20 protein-coding genes are annotated in these 16,916 nt (G+C 38.2%); 10 read left to right on the forward strand and 10 right to left on the reverse strand.

Annotation, left to right across the window (positions count from 1 at the left end; all coding sequences use genetic code 11):
* Window positions 1-24 precede the first annotated feature (24 nt).
* The 4 genes from C9J12_RS25280 (at window position 25) to C9J12_RS25295 (ending at window position 3,292) form a co-directional block, all read left to right on the forward strand.
* Window positions 25-894, forward strand: coding sequence for a DUF2861 family protein (locus tag C9J12_RS25280; protein WP_107245228.1), 870 nt, complete (start codon window positions 25-27; stop codon window positions 892-894).
* Window positions 895-1,123: 229 nt separating this feature from the next.
* Window positions 1,124-2,329: an NnrS family protein gene (locus C9J12_RS25285; RefSeq protein WP_193944703.1), complete on the forward strand. Its 1,206-nt coding sequence runs from the start codon at window positions 1,124-1,126 to the stop codon at window positions 2,327-2,329.
* Between the two features lie 70 nt (window positions 2,330-2,399).
* Window positions 2,400-2,588 (forward strand): YoaH family protein, encoded by a 189-nt coding sequence (locus tag C9J12_RS25290; protein WP_041395094.1) that lies wholly within the window; start codon window positions 2,400-2,402, stop codon window positions 2,586-2,588.
* 194 nt (window positions 2,589-2,782) lie between these two features.
* The gene (locus C9J12_RS25295) at window positions 2,783-3,292 is read left to right on the forward strand and encodes an HD domain-containing protein (protein WP_107245229.1); all 510 of its coding nucleotides are present in this window, start codon (window positions 2,783-2,785) and stop codon (window positions 3,290-3,292) included.
* Between the two features lie 157 nt (window positions 3,293-3,449).
* Here the strand turns inward: C9J12_RS25295 and nadE are convergent, their stop codons facing one another.
* Window positions 3,450-4,286, reverse strand: coding sequence for an ammonia-dependent NAD(+) synthetase (nadE, locus tag C9J12_RS25300; RefSeq protein WP_107245230.1), 837 nt, complete (start codon window positions 4,284-4,286; stop codon window positions 3,450-3,452).
* A gap of 212 nt (window positions 4,287-4,498) precedes the next feature.
* Between nadE and C9J12_RS25305 the strand changes: the two genes are divergently transcribed.
* Both C9J12_RS25305 and C9J12_RS25310 read left to right on the forward strand, forming a co-directional pair.
* Window positions 4,499-5,023: a nicotinate-nicotinamide nucleotide adenylyltransferase gene (locus C9J12_RS25305; RefSeq protein ID WP_107245231.1), complete on the forward strand. Its 525-nt coding sequence runs from the start codon at window positions 4,499-4,501 to the stop codon at window positions 5,021-5,023.
* Window positions 5,024-5,047: 24 nt separating this feature from the next.
* Window positions 5,048-5,584: a hypothetical protein gene (locus tag C9J12_RS25310; protein WP_107245232.1), complete on the forward strand. Its 537-nt coding sequence runs from the start codon at window positions 5,048-5,050 to the stop codon at window positions 5,582-5,584.
* Window positions 5,585-5,628: 44 nt separating this feature from the next.
* Here the strand turns inward: C9J12_RS25310 and C9J12_RS25315 are convergent, their stop codons facing one another.
* The gene (locus C9J12_RS25315; protein WP_107245233.1) at window positions 5,629-6,306 is read right to left on the reverse strand and encodes an AraC family ligand binding domain-containing protein; all 678 of its coding nucleotides are present in this window, start codon (window positions 6,304-6,306) and stop codon (window positions 5,629-5,631) included.
* A 272-nt stretch (window positions 6,307-6,578) separates the two neighbouring features.
* Between C9J12_RS25315 and C9J12_RS25320 the strand changes: the two genes are divergently transcribed.
* Window positions 6,579-7,691 carry a 1-acyl-sn-glycerol-3-phosphate acyltransferase gene (locus C9J12_RS25320; RefSeq protein WP_107245234.1) on the forward strand — a complete coding sequence of 371 codons (1,113 nt, stop codon included), beginning with the start codon at window positions 6,579-6,581 and terminating at the stop codon, window positions 7,689-7,691.
* Between the two features lie 127 nt (window positions 7,692-7,818).
* Here C9J12_RS25320 and C9J12_RS25325 read toward each other — a convergent pair whose 3' ends face one another.
* Together C9J12_RS25325 and C9J12_RS25330 are read right to left on the reverse strand one after the other, a co-directional pair.
* Entirely contained in the window at window positions 7,819-8,445 is a 627-nt protein-coding gene (locus C9J12_RS25325; protein WP_107245235.1) for an OmpA family protein, read from the reverse strand.
* Between the two features lie 389 nt (window positions 8,446-8,834).
* Window positions 8,835-9,761, reverse strand: coding sequence for a LysR family transcriptional regulator (locus tag C9J12_RS25330; RefSeq protein WP_006229711.1), 927 nt, complete (start codon window positions 9,759-9,761; stop codon window positions 8,835-8,837).
* 478 nt (window positions 9,762-10,239) lie between these two features.
* On the opposite strand from C9J12_RS25330, the gene chrA reads away from it, so the two are divergent.
* A complete protein-coding gene (gene chrA / locus C9J12_RS25335; RefSeq protein WP_107245236.1) occupies window positions 10,240-11,406 on the forward strand; it encodes a chromate efflux transporter in 1,167 nt (388 codons plus the stop codon).
* A gap of 204 nt (window positions 11,407-11,610) precedes the next feature.
* Window positions 11,611-11,907 carry a hypothetical protein gene (locus tag C9J12_RS25340; protein ID WP_107245237.1) on the forward strand — a complete coding sequence of 99 codons (297 nt, stop codon included), beginning with the start codon at window positions 11,611-11,613 and terminating at the stop codon, window positions 11,905-11,907.
* A 47-nt stretch (window positions 11,908-11,954) separates the two neighbouring features.
* Here C9J12_RS25340 and C9J12_RS25345 read toward each other — a convergent pair whose 3' ends face one another.
* Window positions 11,955-12,491, reverse strand: coding sequence for a DUF1439 domain-containing protein (locus tag C9J12_RS25345; RefSeq protein ID WP_107245238.1), 537 nt, complete (start codon window positions 12,489-12,491; stop codon window positions 11,955-11,957).
* 239 nt (window positions 12,492-12,730) lie between these two features.
* Window positions 12,731-13,606: an RNA polymerase sigma factor RpoS gene (gene rpoS / locus C9J12_RS25350; RefSeq protein WP_006229715.1), complete on the reverse strand. Its 876-nt coding sequence runs from the start codon at window positions 13,604-13,606 to the stop codon at window positions 12,731-12,733.
* Window positions 13,607-13,809: 203 nt separating this feature from the next.
* Between rpoS and C9J12_RS25355 the strand changes: the two genes are divergently transcribed.
* Entirely contained in the window at window positions 13,810-14,133 is a 324-nt protein-coding gene (locus C9J12_RS25355) for a hypothetical protein (protein WP_107245239.1), read from the forward strand.
* Window positions 14,134-14,189: 56 nt separating this feature from the next.
* On the opposite strand, the gene C9J12_RS25360 is transcribed toward C9J12_RS25355, so the two are convergent.
* The 4 genes from C9J12_RS25360 to C9J12_RS25380 all read right to left on the reverse strand — a co-directional run bounded on the left by C9J12_RS25360 (window position 14,190) and on the right by C9J12_RS25380 (window position 16,478).
* A complete protein-coding gene (locus C9J12_RS25360) occupies window positions 14,190-14,591 on the reverse strand; it encodes a cupin domain-containing protein (protein WP_107245240.1) in 402 nt (133 codons plus the stop codon).
* Window positions 14,592-14,765: 174 nt separating this feature from the next.
* Window positions 14,766-15,422 carry a Qnr family pentapeptide repeat protein gene (locus C9J12_RS25365; RefSeq protein WP_107245241.1) on the reverse strand — a complete coding sequence of 219 codons (657 nt, stop codon included), beginning with the start codon at window positions 15,420-15,422 and terminating at the stop codon, window positions 14,766-14,768.
* Between the two features lie 527 nt (window positions 15,423-15,949).
* Window positions 15,950-16,213 (reverse strand): Txe/YoeB family addiction module toxin, encoded by a 264-nt coding sequence (locus C9J12_RS25375; protein WP_006229719.1) that lies wholly within the window; start codon window positions 16,211-16,213, stop codon window positions 15,950-15,952.
* Window positions 16,206-16,478 (reverse strand): type II toxin-antitoxin system Phd/YefM family antitoxin, encoded by a 273-nt coding sequence (locus C9J12_RS25380; RefSeq protein WP_006229720.1) that lies wholly within the window; start codon window positions 16,476-16,478, stop codon window positions 16,206-16,208. The genes C9J12_RS25375 and C9J12_RS25380 overlap by 8 nt, the downstream gene beginning before the upstream one ends.
* Window positions 16,479-16,916: the final 438 nt, after the last annotated feature.

Consider the following 16,916-nt stretch of genomic DNA (forward strand, 5'->3'; position numbering starts at 1 on the left):
TGCATCAGTTATAATAAGATCCTAATGATTATGAAGAAGCTTTCGATAACGTCTTCCGTCTTGTTATTACATTCGGTGTTATACACGCCGAGTGTAATGGCAAAGTGGTTTAATGGGCAAGATTTGTATACAACCTCTCATCAAAGAATACTTGAAGGGAACACATCGGCAGGCTTTGATTCGATAATTCAAGCTTGGCAACAAGCACCCAATACAGAGCAACAAGCGAATCTTAATGAATTGCTTGAATTTGCGATCACTGAAGATTGCGGACACAGTCTTGAGCAAAAAGCGCTGCCTAGTTGGTTATCAAAACTGTCTATTCAGCGAGAAGTTATTCAAAACCTCAATCAGGTGATGTTGAAATTATCGATTGTTGGTTTAACGCGCACTAAAATTTCAGAAATAACCTTCACTAAATGGCCTGAAGATAACATTATCGTCAGTACACCTTCTATCCAAGAGGGAGGGTACTTTTCAGTAGAAGCTCGTCGTATGGAAAAGCCTTTAAGTTCAGGTGTTTATAAGATCACAGTTAAAGCTAATGATGAGAAAGATTGGATTAGTTGGGTTGTTTTATCTGAGCCAGCATTAAAACAAAGCCTAGGATGGAGAGACAGTAAAAATTGGCGAATAGAACAGGAAGGCTTACCTAATCCTGCATGCCCATCGCGTATCTTATCGATTAATTTATACGATTTAAATGATACGACGTGGACGCCACTTTGGACGGAAGAAATTGATGGTAAACTTCCCACAACATTACCTAAAATTGATGTACCAAGTGGACGCTATTGGCTAAGCGTGGGTTTGATTAAAAGTCGCTGGCAGGGTGAAATATCAATATTGGATATTCAACGTATAACACGGCCTGTTGATTATCCGAGTTTTTAATTTTTTCATATTCAAATGCCCAAACTATCTCAAAATGCTCGCCTGACTCTGAGGTTGCTTGTAATCTTCTGCGAATATCTCTTCATTTTTATAGAACATTATCATTTCTGTATTTCTGACTATGCTTATAGCAAATTATAGAAAGTGAATTATAAACAGGTATTTTAATTGCACCTTTGAAGGTGTATAATTTATGCATGTTTAGAGTTGTACAAAGTAAGGTTTAGAAATGATGCAGATTTTAGATAACGAAAAAGAACAGCGCATCTTACCCATTTTTCGATTGGCTTTTCGCCCATTCTTTTTAGGTGCGAGTATCTTTTCCGCTATAGCTATGATTATTTGGGCAATTTTTTGGTCCGGTAAAGTAGATGTTTCGATGTTAATGTATGGAAATCCAATTTGGTGGCACAGCCATGAAATGCTGATTGGCTTTACCGGTGCCATTATCATTGGTTTTTTGCTAACGGCTGTTCAAAACTGGACAGGGAACCCTGGTGTTAGGGGTTGGCCATTAGCGAGTATATTTCTTTTATGGGCAATAGCACGTGTTGGTTTGCTCTTTGGTACCGCTAATATCATTTGGATGATCATTGATCTTGCATGGGTTCCATTAGCAACGTATTTTTTGGCTAAGCCTCTTATTCTACGTAAACAGTGGAATAACTTGTTTTTTGTACCGCTCTTACTGCTGATGACACTACTTAATGCGTACCTTCACTTTATGGTATTAGGTTTTGTTGATTTTGATTTACGCGGTGTTTCACTTTCTGTTGTCACCGTTATATCTGTGATTGTACTTGTTGTGGGTGGGCGTGTTATTCCATTCTTTACATGGCGAGGTACTGATACCGCTCAAATTACACGAGTTAAAGCAATAGAACTATTGGCGATGATACCAAGCTGGTTACTATTGGCGAATGTCTTACTGCCTATTCCTGATGCTATTAATCAAGTTACGTTACCTGCATTATTTTTTGCTACGGGTTTAACGCATTTGATTCGATTTGTACGCTGGAGAACATTTCAAACGCTTAAAACACCATTACTTTGGTCTTTACATGCCGCGTATTTGTTTATGATTATTGGTATGTTTATGCTAGGTTTTCACTTCTTAACGGGTGATATTAGTTACAGTGTAGCACTACACTTTATTACTGTTGGTGGTATTGGTTGTATGATTCTTGCAATGATATCGAGAGTGTCGTTAGGTCATACTGGTCGATCTTTACAGGCTGGTCGCTGGATTATTATTGCATTTTTAGCCTTAATTATCGCAACGCTTGTTCGTACAGTAATTGTTTCGCTTGTACCTACAATGATATTGAACAGTTACGTTATCTCAGCTGTTTTATGGGCCGTTGCATTTACCATTTTTAGTATTGTCTATTTTCCAATATTAACTCAACCACGTGTTGATGGACGCCCAGGTTAAGTTAATGAAGTGACAAAATGCAGATTTGCACCTAAAATGTCAATCCGATTGAGATAAGCAGAAAGATAGCATGTTTAATAATACACCTACGCTGAACCACGAAGAGCAACAAGTAGCCGCTGACCGTATTCATGATCTCATGGCAAAAGGTCTCAGTAGCGGTGAGGCTATAATGCTTGTTGCCCATGAAATTCGAGAAGCAGACGCTAAAAAACGTGGTGTGCAAGAAGTCGTAGAAACTGAAGACGACGAAGAGTAATACCTGACTCAAAACTGAGTCACATTCATGCGATAAATGATTAACGGTGCTTTTGGCGCCGTTTTTTCGTACAAAATGTGAGTAAAATCTCATACCATTCATATGGGTTTAGTAAATTCAATACTGCTGGAATATTATACAGTTCGAATGATCGCTAACCTTGTTAGTATGCTGGTTTTAGTTGAGGAGGTAGGATGAATAACCGATATATAAAGGCCCGTACGTTAGCCCGTGTAAAGCATATTGGGCAACAGTATGGCGAGCGACCTTATTACTCTCATCTAGAAACTGTATCTCGTCTCGCAAGCCCATTTGGCATTAATGCAATGATTGTTGCGCAGTTGCATGATGTTATTGAAGATACAGAAACAAGTGTTGATGAATTAGCTGCAGATTTTGGTTTTCTGGTTGCAGATGCTGTGAAGTATATGACAGACGGAAAATTAACAGATCGAATGAAACGTAAAATTGAAATCAACCAGCGGTTGGCCTCACTTGATATCGATGAAGAAGCTGGCCGATTAGCCCTAATTGTTAAAGCCTGTGATCGACTTGCCAATGTAAGAGCAAGTAAGAAAGCTTCAGAAGCTCATTTCAAAATGTACCAACAAGAACATAATGCCTTTAAGCAAGCCGTTTATCGTAAAGGGTTATGTGAAGCTATTTGGTGGGAGCTGGATACGCTAATCGAACGCCGAGCGTAACATTTTAATGAGCTGACCCGTAGGCCGTTAACTGTTTATCTTGAGTCGTATGTTTTGTGACGTTGTTTTATTGCAAAAACGTACAAAATAAAAAGGCTTTCATCGAAAGCCTTTTTATATAGATTACGCTGGTATTAACACTGAATCTGTAAAACGATTATTCGTCATCGTAGATTGTAGGAATAGGCTGGCGTTTATGTTGGGTCATTTTATAGATACTAATGAGGCGTTCAGACACCTCACTATCAACAGTTTTGCCTTCCAAAAAGTCGTCGATCTGATCATAGCTAACGAGTAAAGCATCTTCGTCTGCTTTTTGCGGTGCTAATTCTTCTAAGTCAGCGGTAGGTACTTTTTTCACAAGTACATCAGGAGCACCTAGTTTAGACGCGATAAGACGTACTTGACGCTTGTTTAAACCAAAAAGAGGGGCTAGGTCACATGCACCATCACCAAACTTAGTATAGAAGCCTGTGATGTTTTCTGCTGAGTGGTCTGTACCTAATACTAAACCGCCTACAAGGCCTGCAATTTCGTACTGAGCAATCATGCGAGCTCGAGCTTTAACATTACCTTTAACGAAGTCAATTTTAGCGTCACTTTCGGGTGTTAACCCTGTGCCTTTAAGCGCGAAGAGTGTGCTTGCATGTATACCATCAACCCCATCTTTAATATTCACACTTACGCTGTGTGAAGGCTTGATGAAAGATAACGCCATTTGTGCTTCATGTTCATCGTGTTGCTCACCATAAGGCAGGCGAACAGCGATAAATTGGTAAGTTGATGAATTGCTTTCATCATTTAAACCATTAACAGCTAATTGTGCTAGTCGACCACACGTTGTTGAATCCACGCCGCCACTTATACCAAGTACAATTGATTTACATCCTGATATCTTCATTTTCTTTTGAATGAATGCGATACGGCGCTGAATTTCAAAATCGACATCAATCTCTGGTAATACGTGCATTTCTGCACGAATAAGCTGTTCCATGTTAATGAATCCTCAGGGCGTTGCCCAAAATATAATCAACTAAAGCGATTTAATGAAAAAAACACATCAATACATTAAACCTTTATTAAAATCATGCGATAACTCTAAAGCAGGATCAATGCCGAATTATGAATAAAATCAAAATTGACGGTATTTCTTTGCATCTGCACTCATTATGTTCTGAAATAGTATAAAAAGAGGCCATTTTACTAATGATAAAATCTATCGCCATCTTTGGTAGTGCATTTAATCCACCGAGTTTGGGGCATAAATCTGTTTTAGAACGTTTAAAGCATTTTGATCAAGTGCTGCTTTTGCCTAGCTTTACACATGCTTGGGGCAAAGTAATGATTGATTACAGTGCACGTTGCGAACTTGTAGAGGCTTTTATAAGTGATATTGGACAAAAAAACCTGACATTATCTCGGTTAGAAGAAGAAATGGCGGTAGGCGATGAATCAATAACAACCTATGCGGTATTAGTTGAATTACAGAAAAGGCACCCTAACGCTTCGCTAACCTTTGTTGTTGGCCCTGATAACTTTCTTAAATTCAGTCAGTTTTATCAAGCTGAACAAATACTGTCTAAATGGCAAGTATTGGCATGCCCAGAGACGGTAAATATTAGGAGTACAGTAATTCGTGATAAAATTGTCAAAAAGAGCGATATTTCACACTTAACAACACCAAAAGTCGCTACACTTTTATCGGATGAAAAACGTTTTATGTTTAGATAATAGATATTATGCCCAAGGAGTACTTTGAATAGTTGCAAGATTAAATTATTAACGATGTTACTCGTTGCTATTATGCTCATTTCTTGGGACGTATTTGCTTTACCCTGTAACCCCTATAGCGAAGCTCAACTCGCATCATTTTCTGATGATGAAAAACAAGTGTATCTTCGGTCTTGCTCTACTTTGTCAGTCTCCAATGACGATGATTTATTATTGGAAACGCAAGCTGAGCCCAATATTGATTGGCAAATTGATAAGACACCTTCAAGCGGAGAGTTCTGGGATGACTGGTCTGAAGATATGGCCGTTGATTCTCCATTCTTAGTCCAACAGAATGAATCAACTTTTTATGGCTTAGGTGTCTGGCTTCCAAGTCAATATGATGATATGGATCTTGATAATTTCGCTGATGCGCAAGACTGGATAAAAAGTCACGGTTTACAGATGAGTTTTGGCATCGGTGGAGAAGATGCCAAGTCGCCACGATTCAGGTTTGATTATCGATGGCACGACGAAGATCTCAGTGATGTATTTCTTCAGTTAGAAATCCCATTTCAATAATAAAGCGATATTTTCATCGCTTTATTATGAATTGAAATACGCAATTAAAATTGTTCACCAAAGACTGATATTGCCAATGCGTTTAGTGTCGCTTCGTTAGTATTGAGTGTTTCAGCGATTTGCGACGCCTTACGACCTGATCGAGATAGCTTTACGGCCTCACGTAGCAGAATACAGGTTTGAAATTCATGAATAGTAATATCAATGAGTTTCGTTATTTTATTCAAAGCGGCAGTATCGACAACCTTTTCACCCGTCAGTAGCAATGCTAATGCGTCATTATAATGTTTCGTTAAATGAGGCGAAGCGTGTTTATTGCTAACTTTTAACTCTGACACTTGATCGGCAATCACACGAAGTAATCGACCAAAAGAACTATCCCAATCTTGTGTTTTTTCAGATAGTTTTGTTAGCTCGACCAGCAAGGCGCTCATTAACTCAGTGACTTTAAAAAATCCAGCTTCTCGACAAAGTGGGGTTGTAAGGCGCACCGAAAATTCGACTTTAAAGTAGTGACTACCTGGTAGTACTGTTAACGCGTGAAGGCAATCGAAAGGTACCCAGAAACCAGTGCCTTGTGTCACCAAACATTCTTGTTTGCCTAAGCGGATTAAAGCCGAACCTTTAGTTATAACGATAAAGTACGACGAGTGGCTCTTACGGCGAGGGCCAACATGAAGGTAAGTTTGTTCGTTTTTGGTAAATTCAATTGCCTGTTTCATACGGATTCTCTCACAAAATTGCCTGCACATATTGTTCTGTTTTGGCTTTATCGTCAATAAGCTAAATACAAAGGGTGGAAAAATGGTGACTTTTGTTTCTAAATACCGGTGAACATACTAATGTGTGGTGCGAAAAAGCAGTAAAGTGGTGAAAATTCACCCTTAACTTTCTGGTAAGAGCTCCTACCTTCACAGTTATTGCATCAACCCATTGGGTTAATGTAAATTTATGCGTAAAATAACGCGGTTTCCTCCTCATATGAAGCATAATTGTGCATACAGATAACGATATTTATAAAGAAATTCGACCATACAATGATGACGAAGTGAGCGATGCTATTCAGCGACTCGTTAATGACAAAGAATTTACAACGGCAATCTTGAATTACCGTTTTCCTCAATTCTCTGGTGTACTCGGCTGGTTATTGATTCCGTTAATTAAACGTTTTTTAATTAACAAATGGTCAAATGTTAAAACTGTTGAAGATGTTCAACGTCAAGTCTCTAAGTACATGCATGCTACAATTAATCAATCATGTGACGGTGTAACATGTACAGGTCTCGATAAATTAGACCCTAACAAAGCATACTTATTTGTATCGAATCATCGTGATATAGCGATGGATCCCGCGATGGTGAATTGGTGTATGTTTCAGAAAAAATTCAGTACTGTACGCATTGCGATTGGTGACAATTTACTTAAAAAACCATGTGCGACAGAACTAATGCGGTTAAATAAAAGTTTTATTGTTAAACGTTCTGCAAAAGCACCTCGTGAAGTACTCAAATCGTTGGGTTTATTGTCTAGTTATATTTCAAACTCTTTAGAAACAGGTAACCCTGTTTGGATTGCTCAGAAAGAAGGGCGCGCTAAAGATGGTAACGACAAGACTGATCCTACCATTTTAAAAATGTTTTTTATGGAAGGGCGTAAACGTAAGCAGTCTTTTACTGAATTCATGCCGAGCTTGAATATCGTACCTATTGCTATTTCTTATGAGAATGATCCATGTGATGTAGCCAAAGCTAACGAGCTTTATCAAAAGCAGACATCTGGAAGCTATGAAAAAGGTGAACTTGAAGATATAGATAGCATTATCCAAGGTATCGTTGGTCAGAAACGACGTATACATGTGAGTTTTGGTGATGTAATCAAAGATCCGATTGAAACACCAGAAGAGCTAGCGGTAGAGATTGATCGCCAGATAACGGCGAATTACAGATTATTTCCTGCTAACTATATTGCTGCTGGTATCGAACATGACAGCGTTACGCCTGAGGAAAAAGCGAAATTTGATGAAAAGTTATCTCCGTTACCTTTAGGTGTTGCCACTATTTTGAAAGATATGTACGCATATCCAGCCCGTAAGCAGCTAGAGAGCTAATTCAGATTATTAGTTAACAGTCATAGTTTTGAATTTTCAAAAAGCGGCTAACCTATTAGGTTAGCCGCTTTTCTGTTGGCGAAATGGCAAGGTAATCGTTATGCCAATCCATTAATTATGATTGGCTTTAAGGTGTCGTATTAAGCGTTCTAACAATCGCCTTTGGTGATATCACTTCAACTCTTCTATTTAACCGCCGTTCTTGTTCTGAATTACCATTGCTAATAAGTTCATCATCACCCAGCGCGATAATTTGAATTCTTTCTTCTTCGATTCCAAATACAGATGATATATAAATAGCGACACTGAAGGCGCGCTCAAATGATAAGACAAGGTTTTCTTCTTTTGAACCAGCGTCGTCACTATGACCAATCACGATTAAGTAACTATCAAGATGAAGCTTTAAGCGTAAAGCAATAGGGTCTAGTAATTGTTGATTTTTCACCGATAATTCATAATTCATATTATCGAAGTAGATTACCTCTTTTTGTTCGGGTAATTGAGCAAGAAGAATACTTGCATCAGGTGTTGCTGTATATGTTATAGAGTCAGTGACAACCGCTGAGTTACGAGAAGTGTTAAGTTCATTACTTGACGTATAAATATTCAGTGAAGATGTTGTGTTTTCAGTGTTACCCTGTGACTTTTCAGTGACGCTGTCACTTTTTTGTTCGCTAGTCGTTGTGCAAGCGAATAAAAATACGCAACTTATTAGGATTATAGAGCTCGTAAATAAATAATTGAAAGCACGCATATCAACCTAAACTAAGACGATTATCTTTTAGGTTTAGATCATATCTAGGAAAGCACAACTGAATAATTGAGAATCATATACGTTCTTTATACCCAAGTTACCTCAAGATGCTCGTTTCAGCGAGAATTTGTTGTGCTCTAGGCAAGGCACTTATTTATAGACCTAGTCGTTCTACGTTGAAAATAAGTAACACCGCATAGAGCCCAACAAAACTCGCCCTTCGGGAGTGATTCAGCGTATCTACTTCTGTGTCAAATGTGTTTGAAAGGGAATGCCATTCCTACACACATTTTCCTCGAATTAAACACGCTGAGATCACTCTGAATCCTGCATATTGAGGTAGCTTGGGTATAAACGGTGACGAGAAATCACCTTTTAAATTGATGAGGTTATGAAGTAATTGGATTGAGTTCTTTAAAAGGCGGTTTGGCCATTCGTTCAGCCATGAAATCAATAAAACTTCGAACTTTCGGCGCTAGGTATTTACGTCTTGGATAGACGGCATAAATCGGTAATTCAACGTCGGCTTTCCACTCTGGCAAAAGCTGTACTAATTTATTATTAACCAATTCATCGGTGATTAGATATGTCGATAAGTACGCTATACCTAAGCCACTTGTTGCCGCATCAAGTACTGCAGGGGCATTATCAATACGGTAATTACCACGCGCACGAATCGATTGGTGTACACCATCACGTGTAAATTCCCAATTTACATACTTGCGCTCACGACTTTGGTAAGTAATACAATTATGACGCCGTAAATCACCGGGTAGTTGAGGTACACCATGCTCGGCAAGATATTCAGGAGAGGCAACAACAACAAAATTACAGTTGGCTAATCTGCGTGCGACCATACCTTCAGGTGGGTGTTCATGAATTGCCACCCAGCAATCGAAGCCTTCTTCAAGTAGGTTAGGGCGGTGATCAAATAAGCTGACCTCTAGTTCAAGATCGGGATGTGCTTTTTGAAATTCGGCTAAGGCTGATGTGATGTTTGAATTTCCAAAAGATTGAGCAACACCAACACGCAATACGCCTTTCACCTCATCTCTGTAACCTGCCACCATTGCTTCTGCTTCATTTACTGTATCGACAAGTTGTTGTCCATACTCGGAATACTGCAAACCAATATCTGTTAAAGCAACGGTTCTTGTACTTCGCTGAACAAGCTGACAACCAAGCCTTTCCTCAAGAAAACGAATTTGTTTACTTACCTGTGATTTGGAAATGCCAAGACGCTCGGCAGCACGAGTGAAGTTTTGTTCATTACCGACGGTGGCAAGAATCACCATTTGTTGAAGATTTTCTAGCATAGGGAAGAACCTTGATTATCAATATCACGATTATAACACTGATATATGTAAGACATTAATAATACAGCGAATAAATGTCACACCGTAACAAATCAAATAACCACATTATCGAGAAGATAGAAGGCGCCTAATTCTAAATTTATAAAATAATATTCGACTAACTCAAATTCTAAATACTTTGGTTGCTTCTTTTTGTTAGTGACTACTTTTTCGTGCACTAGCATTCAGGTAACCGGCTAATTCACAAACATCAGAAATGGAATTTATTCCTTTAAAAACAACAATGTACCGCCTCTGTTTCCGTGCGTGCACAGTAACTAGGTGTATTTCGTAATTTAATAACAACGAGCATTATATTCATTCACACCATGGCTATTTATTGATTTTTAACTATTAAAATTAAACATGATAATTATCATTCCAAACGATTTAATTAATTATTTGTTGTGACGTAAAATATCTTTTTCTAGGAGGTAATATGTTCAACGTTTTGTGGAATTTTTTCGTGCTTGGTTTGTATAGTTTCGGTGGACCAGCTGCGCATATTGGTTATTTTCAACGAGAGTTTGTTGAAAATAAAAAATGGTTAAAACAAAATGACTTCACTCATGCTGTCGCTTTGTGCCAGTTCTTACCTGGCCCTGCTAGTAGTCAGTTGGGCATGTACATAGGATTTAAACGAGCTGGTTACTTGGGGGCGATTGCAGCATTTATCGGATTCACGTTGCCTTCTTTCGTTTTGCTAACATTTTTGGCAATCGCTAATAACCAAGTAACTGGAATGGCGATTATTGATACAGTCATTCATGCCGCTAAATTATTGGCAGTTGTTGTGGTTGCTGATGCGCTTTGGGGGATGGCAAAAAAGAATATCACAACATTACTTACCTTATTTGTTGCAAGCCTAACGGCCATTTGGGTCTTCTTTAGTTCTGGTCTACTTGGGCAAGTTGCCCCGATTATGATTGCAGCCTTAGTCGGTTATTTAATGTCTTTTAGGACTACAAATAGTGCTGTAAATGCTACGGCCATAAAGAACGATCCTATTCGTCCTAATGTTTTTATACTCTCGGTATTTGTTGGATTACTTATCGGGCTACCTCTGGTTGCAAATCAGGCTGAAACGTTAAACCTGATCAATGTTTTCTATCAGGCGGGTAGTTTTGTATTTGGGGGAGGACATGTTGTTTTACCTTTACTAGAGCCAATGATGGAAGGAATGGTTGAGCCTGATACTTTCTTAACATCCTATGCTGCTGCACAGTTAGTTCCTGGTCCTATGTTTACAATGGCGAGTTATTTAGGTGCATCTGCATTACCTTCTATGCCTATTCTCGGTAGTTTTCTTGCAACTGTTGCCGTATTTTTGCCGGGTTGTTTACTGCTATTTGCTTTTTTACCCGCTTGGAAAGCGCTGTTTAGTCACTCAAGATTAAAAGTTTCTATTGTTTTGGTTAACGCTAGTGTCATTGGTTTACTGGGCAGCGCTTTTGTTACGCCTGTTATCACGACATCGATTAGCTCTATTTTTGATATTGTTTCAGTTATCAGCGGCTATGTATTATTGAAATACAAACGATGCCCAGTATGGTTACTTGCCGTGGTATTTGTTGTTTATAAGGTAGTGATGGATGCTTTGATTTAAGGTGATATCGTACCAAAAGTTATAAGTTACGGTTTACGTAACTTATAACCCTACATCCTAATGCACTATAACTATATAGCAGTAAAAGAATAATATCTATAATTCAATGATTTATCACTATATGTTTAGTAAGCATATGATTAAGCTATCGTTAAGTTGTTGTTGATATAATTCGGCCTAATAATAATAAAAAGGCTTGGTATTATGTCGCTTAATAGAAAGGTTCGTCCAAATTTGACCAATTATGATGTACTTGAAATGGTGCGAAGTGAATTGCGAGAATCAGAAAAACGCGTGATGAAAAAAATGGTATTAACGGCTGTTTGTACCGTTTTTAGTATTTTTATGATAATAACGTTAGTGGTTTCAACGCAAGGTAAAACTGTTAGGAATTATGCCGCAGAAGCAATGAAAAAAGCATTCGAAGCAGAGCGAGCCGTTTATATTATTGATGAAGCTGCAGGTACAAATTTTCTAGAGCAGTCTAAACAAACGAAATAGCTATTCATTAATAGGCTCCTAAATGAGCGAGCCTATTTTAATCGACGTTAAAGCCCTACAACAAGTTCATGATTTTTGATTTTCAATTCTGGTCCAGCGGTCTTCAACAATGATTCTTTGAAATCATCATCATTTAAACGATAGACAGGGCGGGTAGATAATATTTGCCCAACAATACTAACAATGGGTGCGATGAGCTGTTTATTTGCAAAAATCCCAAGGTTATCGGGTGTTACATTCAATGACTCTACGTTTAAATCTTTCAGAAAAATAGCACCTTCATCTTTGTCATAAAATGGGATAGCACTAAAATCAACATCAACTTCTACAGATTGTTTTGGTTGCCCTGATATCATGATTTCTGCTTGCGCTTTTGAAGAAAGGTTTACACGATCATTTGCAACGCGACCAATTCCCACTTTTACATCATTAAACTGAACATTGGCGTGAGCGATACCTTTAATTCCAACTGTTCTTTCAAATGTTGTGCGGCTATCTAGATAATCTTGAATCTCACCCTCCGTGACACTGTAACTTGCACATCCAGATACACACAGTACCAACAAAATAATAATGTATTTCAAAATAAGGCCTACTCAATACAAATGAATTAAAGTAACTACATAATTATCAGCATTGATCATTTATATTTCTATCACAAATTTAATAATTTGCTTAAACAAGTGTTATCCGGTTGTTTTTCGAGCATTTATTTGTATAAAACGGAGGCTCGAGACTATTTGGGAAAGGAAATGCTACGGTGTAACTTTTAAGAGGTATAAAAAAAGCACCTAATTATATTAGATGCTTTTCTATATATGCGTTAAGCAGACTGAGCAAACAATAACTCTAAGTCGTAATTATCTCTTTCTAGCGTATTTTTCAGCTTTTTCAACGAACTGACTTGCAGCTGACGAATACGTTCGCGGGTTAACCCCACTTCATTCGCAACTTGTTGAAGCGTCTGAACTTCATAGCCAAGTAAACCAAAGCGACGACACAAAATTTCACGATCTCGCTGGTTTAAGTTTTCTAGCATTGCTAAAGCAAGGCCTTTTATATCGTCTTTATCGACTTGGCTTTCTGGCTTATCAGAAGAGTCGTCAGCAATAAAGACTGAAATTGACTGCGAATTAGCATCGTCGTTAATTGTTTGATCAAAAGAAACAATAGGGGCATCGTAAGCTAATACAGAAGAAATATCATCAACACTACGTTCCAACTTTTCAGCGACTTCTTCGCGTGTTGGCTCTTGGTTATTTTTCTTCATTAGCTGCTTATGCGTTCTAATGATTGTATTAATTTCTTTAGAAACATGAACAGGAAGGCGAATTGTACGCGCTTGATTATGAATACAACGCTCGATAGTTTGTTTAATCCACCATGTTGCATAGGTAGAAAAACGGAATCCACGCTCTGGGTCAAATTTTTCAACTGAAGTAATTAAACCGATATTTCCTTCATCAATTAGATCACTGAGTTGCATGCCACTTCCACGATACTTCTTGGCAATACTAACAACAAGACGCAAGTTACTCTCGATCATAACTTTTTTGGCTTCTTTGTCACCAGTAAGGCTTTTTCGGCTATACAAAATTTCTTCATGTTTAGTTAAAAGAGGCTTTAAAGCGATTTCTCGCAAATAGAGCTGGATTACATCTGCGTCAAAAGTTTGAGTCTCAGCTTTTTTGATTTCCATATCATTCCCCTAACTCTAAATTACACGCCGTTACTTATTATATACTTATCTGTAACACCAAGAAACATTAACACACCGTCATTACATATACTACGCGTTGAGTATAATAACTTGATAAATAGGTATAATACTTTGGTCTAAAGACGTTAATCTGATGAGTAACGCTGCACGTTTCTTATTATCAAAGGTATATAGGTATAATTATGCGGATATTTAAGGGGATTATTCTAGCGTCGATGTTGTTTTCAGTATCTAGCGTTGTAGCTCAGGAGCTTCCCATCATCTGCACCATATCAAACTCAAATGAAAAATTAACATATACAGCAGATGATTTGATTTTTGCAACAAGAAATAACCTTATATTTCAACATGATAATGGGGTTTTGGTAAGCCATATCGACGTAAAAGCTGAAACATTTATTCAAATTAGTCAGTTAAAAGATCAAGACTACCCAAATAGACCTTTAGTGCAATTTGGGCATTGTTCTGATGTAAGAGCTTCGCTTTCTACTTGGTTACTCGATTAACGAACGCTTAATTACCGCATTCCCTTAAGGTATATCTATTGCTTTAAGCAACGTTATTACTGTGTTTTATCAATAACTGTTACTTTTTGATTCTTTTCTGACAGATAAAACACAATAATTTTAGCCGGCACCTTACCTGTATTCTCACCATAATGAGAGGTGTTAACTAATTCAACAAGACTATCACCCGCTTTCATCTTTAAAGATTTCTCCTCTGTATGAACAGTTAGCTCACCACTGATCAGTACGCCTGCGTTTATAACAGGGTGTTGGTGCCATGGCAGTTTTTCTCCTGGTTCTATTATGATTTCTTTTATAGTCACTTCTGGTTGCACAAGTGAATAGGGTGGAAGTTTATGGCCATCCCATGTTGTCGTGCTTTTTACTAAATCTGTAGACGTTGCAGCATTGGCACTAATCGACACCGCTAAAAGAGTAAATGTAAGAAATCTAATCATGTATAACTACCTGTATAAAGTGAAGAACAGCATTCGAGTACGTGTAAACATCGGCGCTAGCCAAAAACTACTATGTAAGGTAGTTCAAAAATCCAAGTGCGTAATAATCTTTTTGATTGGCCACAATATTGTTAACGGTGCGCTACGATGTATCTACCAAGCGCACCGCATACATTAATTAGGCAATACGATTAACCCAAGCTGTTCAAGTAATTGCTCTTGTTGCCATACACAGATCTTTACACCACTTAAGTCAACTTTCCGTGGGTTTAAGCCGTTTAATTCTGAATTACTGAGATCACAATCTTGTATATAAAACTGCCCCCAACAATCTTCAGAAAATGAACCACGGCTTAGATCTGACCCTTTTAATGAAGCGCCTTGTAGATTAGCACCAATCCACCTATTCTCGAACAAGTCACATTTCTCTATACATTGTCGTTCAAAGTTCGCGTAAGAGAGATTACAGCCTGTGATATAAGCCGAGCAGAAATACATACTATTGCTAATTTGGTTCGAGAAGCTTGCTTGTATGAAATTAGCGCCTTTTAAATCACAACTTCTAAATTCAATACCAAAACACTTAGCACCTTTGAAATTAGACAATGAAAGTTTGCAGTTCTTAAACGATGAGTCGCGCAAATCACTATAATCGAAATGGCAGCCCTCAATAGCACCTTGCTCTATAAAGACACAGTCATCAAATTTAGCATCTCTTAGGTTTGTGCGGTTAAAGTCACACCTAAAAAATTGGCATCCCTTAAAATATGAATCACTCAGATCTTGATTAGAAAAATCGACTTGATCAAATACCTCGTAATCTTTTGCCATCAGTATTCCTCGTTAATATTGAACCAGAAGGTTATCACCTAATATCAACCGTACCAACAAAAACAACCCCATAAAAAACAGCAAGTTAAGATCGCTCAAATCGCCAATTTAAGGCGTCAAATGAAGCCATAGTTAAGCGAACGATGCATTGAACGCAACCGCAACCGAAGAAAAAAGTTTACCTTCTTACAGGGATAAATAGATTTCAAGGGTAGGCGGGGTCTAGTTGTAAGCTTTGCTAGTTACACCGTCACTACGTGTTGTGTTTTAGTGTAAGAACCATCACGCGATGGGATAGAGGTCAAGAAAGACCACCAGAATGTAAACTGTTAATGAGAATGTTACAGGAAGAAAGGTAGGAATAAGCGAAAGCATACTGTAGTGGTACGGTGAATCAGGCTTAGGGACAGGAGTAGTCGAGCACCCTAGGTTGTATCATCCTCCCTTGATGCGTCTTTACTTGAGTTGAATGATTCATCAAATTGCCTCGCGGTAAGTCTGTTTACGCTTTTTTGTATGTGTAGTGATTAGCTGTAATGCTCTTTGCACGAGACTATGTTTATGTGGGTTTCGGTTACTTGGTAAACCAACCTGTGCTCTTGCGTTATTCGACGCGACCAATAACCAGACAGATTGTGTTTGAGTGGTTCAGGCTTTCCTTCTCCTTGGTATGGGTCGCGAAGGATAGATACAATTAGCTTACCAATGCGCTTGAACACCTTTTTGTCCATTAACGCCCATTCGTTATAGTCAGCAAGTGATTTGACACTGAATGCTATAAGCCTAGTCATTAGATAATCGCTCAAGTTCTTCAAGCGAGAAGACACTTACATCACCAGATTTGAATTGCTCGATAGACTCTTCAATGTGCTTGCGTTGAGCAGGGTTAGAGTAAATTCTCATTGTCTCAATCCAACCGTTGTATTCTGACTCGCTCATTAGAACCATATTCTCACCGTCACGACGATGAATGATTGCTTCTTCACAGTTTGATTCAACTTTATCCATTACAGACTTCAGGTTTTGTCGAGCTTCTGAGTAAGTGTAGATTTCCATTTAATTCACCTTTGGTGTGTTCATTTAGGAATAGTATATTATTGTACAATAATAAGTACAACTAATTCTGCGTGTGAAATATGGCAGGTGATTAGCTTCAAGGTTTCTAACGAGATATGAACCTCAGCTAATACCAACAGCCCAAGCTAATGACGATGATAATTAAAAAAGTGGCACGTGGGCAGGAACAATATGCGTGTGAGATGATGCAAAAGACGATATGTTTATTGTCAATTACTGCCTTCTTATGAGAGGATATTAATATATAGTATGGCAGACCGTATAGTTGTGTGATTAGTTACATTGATAACAAGGGTTCTCTGACTAAAAGAACGGTTTGTCACCAGATTCCTCTGTAACCCTTGGTATCACTAGGCTGCAGCCAAAAAATCGATTTCAATATCGCTTAGCAGAAAATCGATAACCTCTTGAATATTA

The organism is Photobacterium frigidiphilum (assembly GCF_003025615.1).
Classification (GTDB): Bacteria; Pseudomonadota; Gammaproteobacteria; order Enterobacterales; family Vibrionaceae; genus Photobacterium; species Photobacterium frigidiphilum.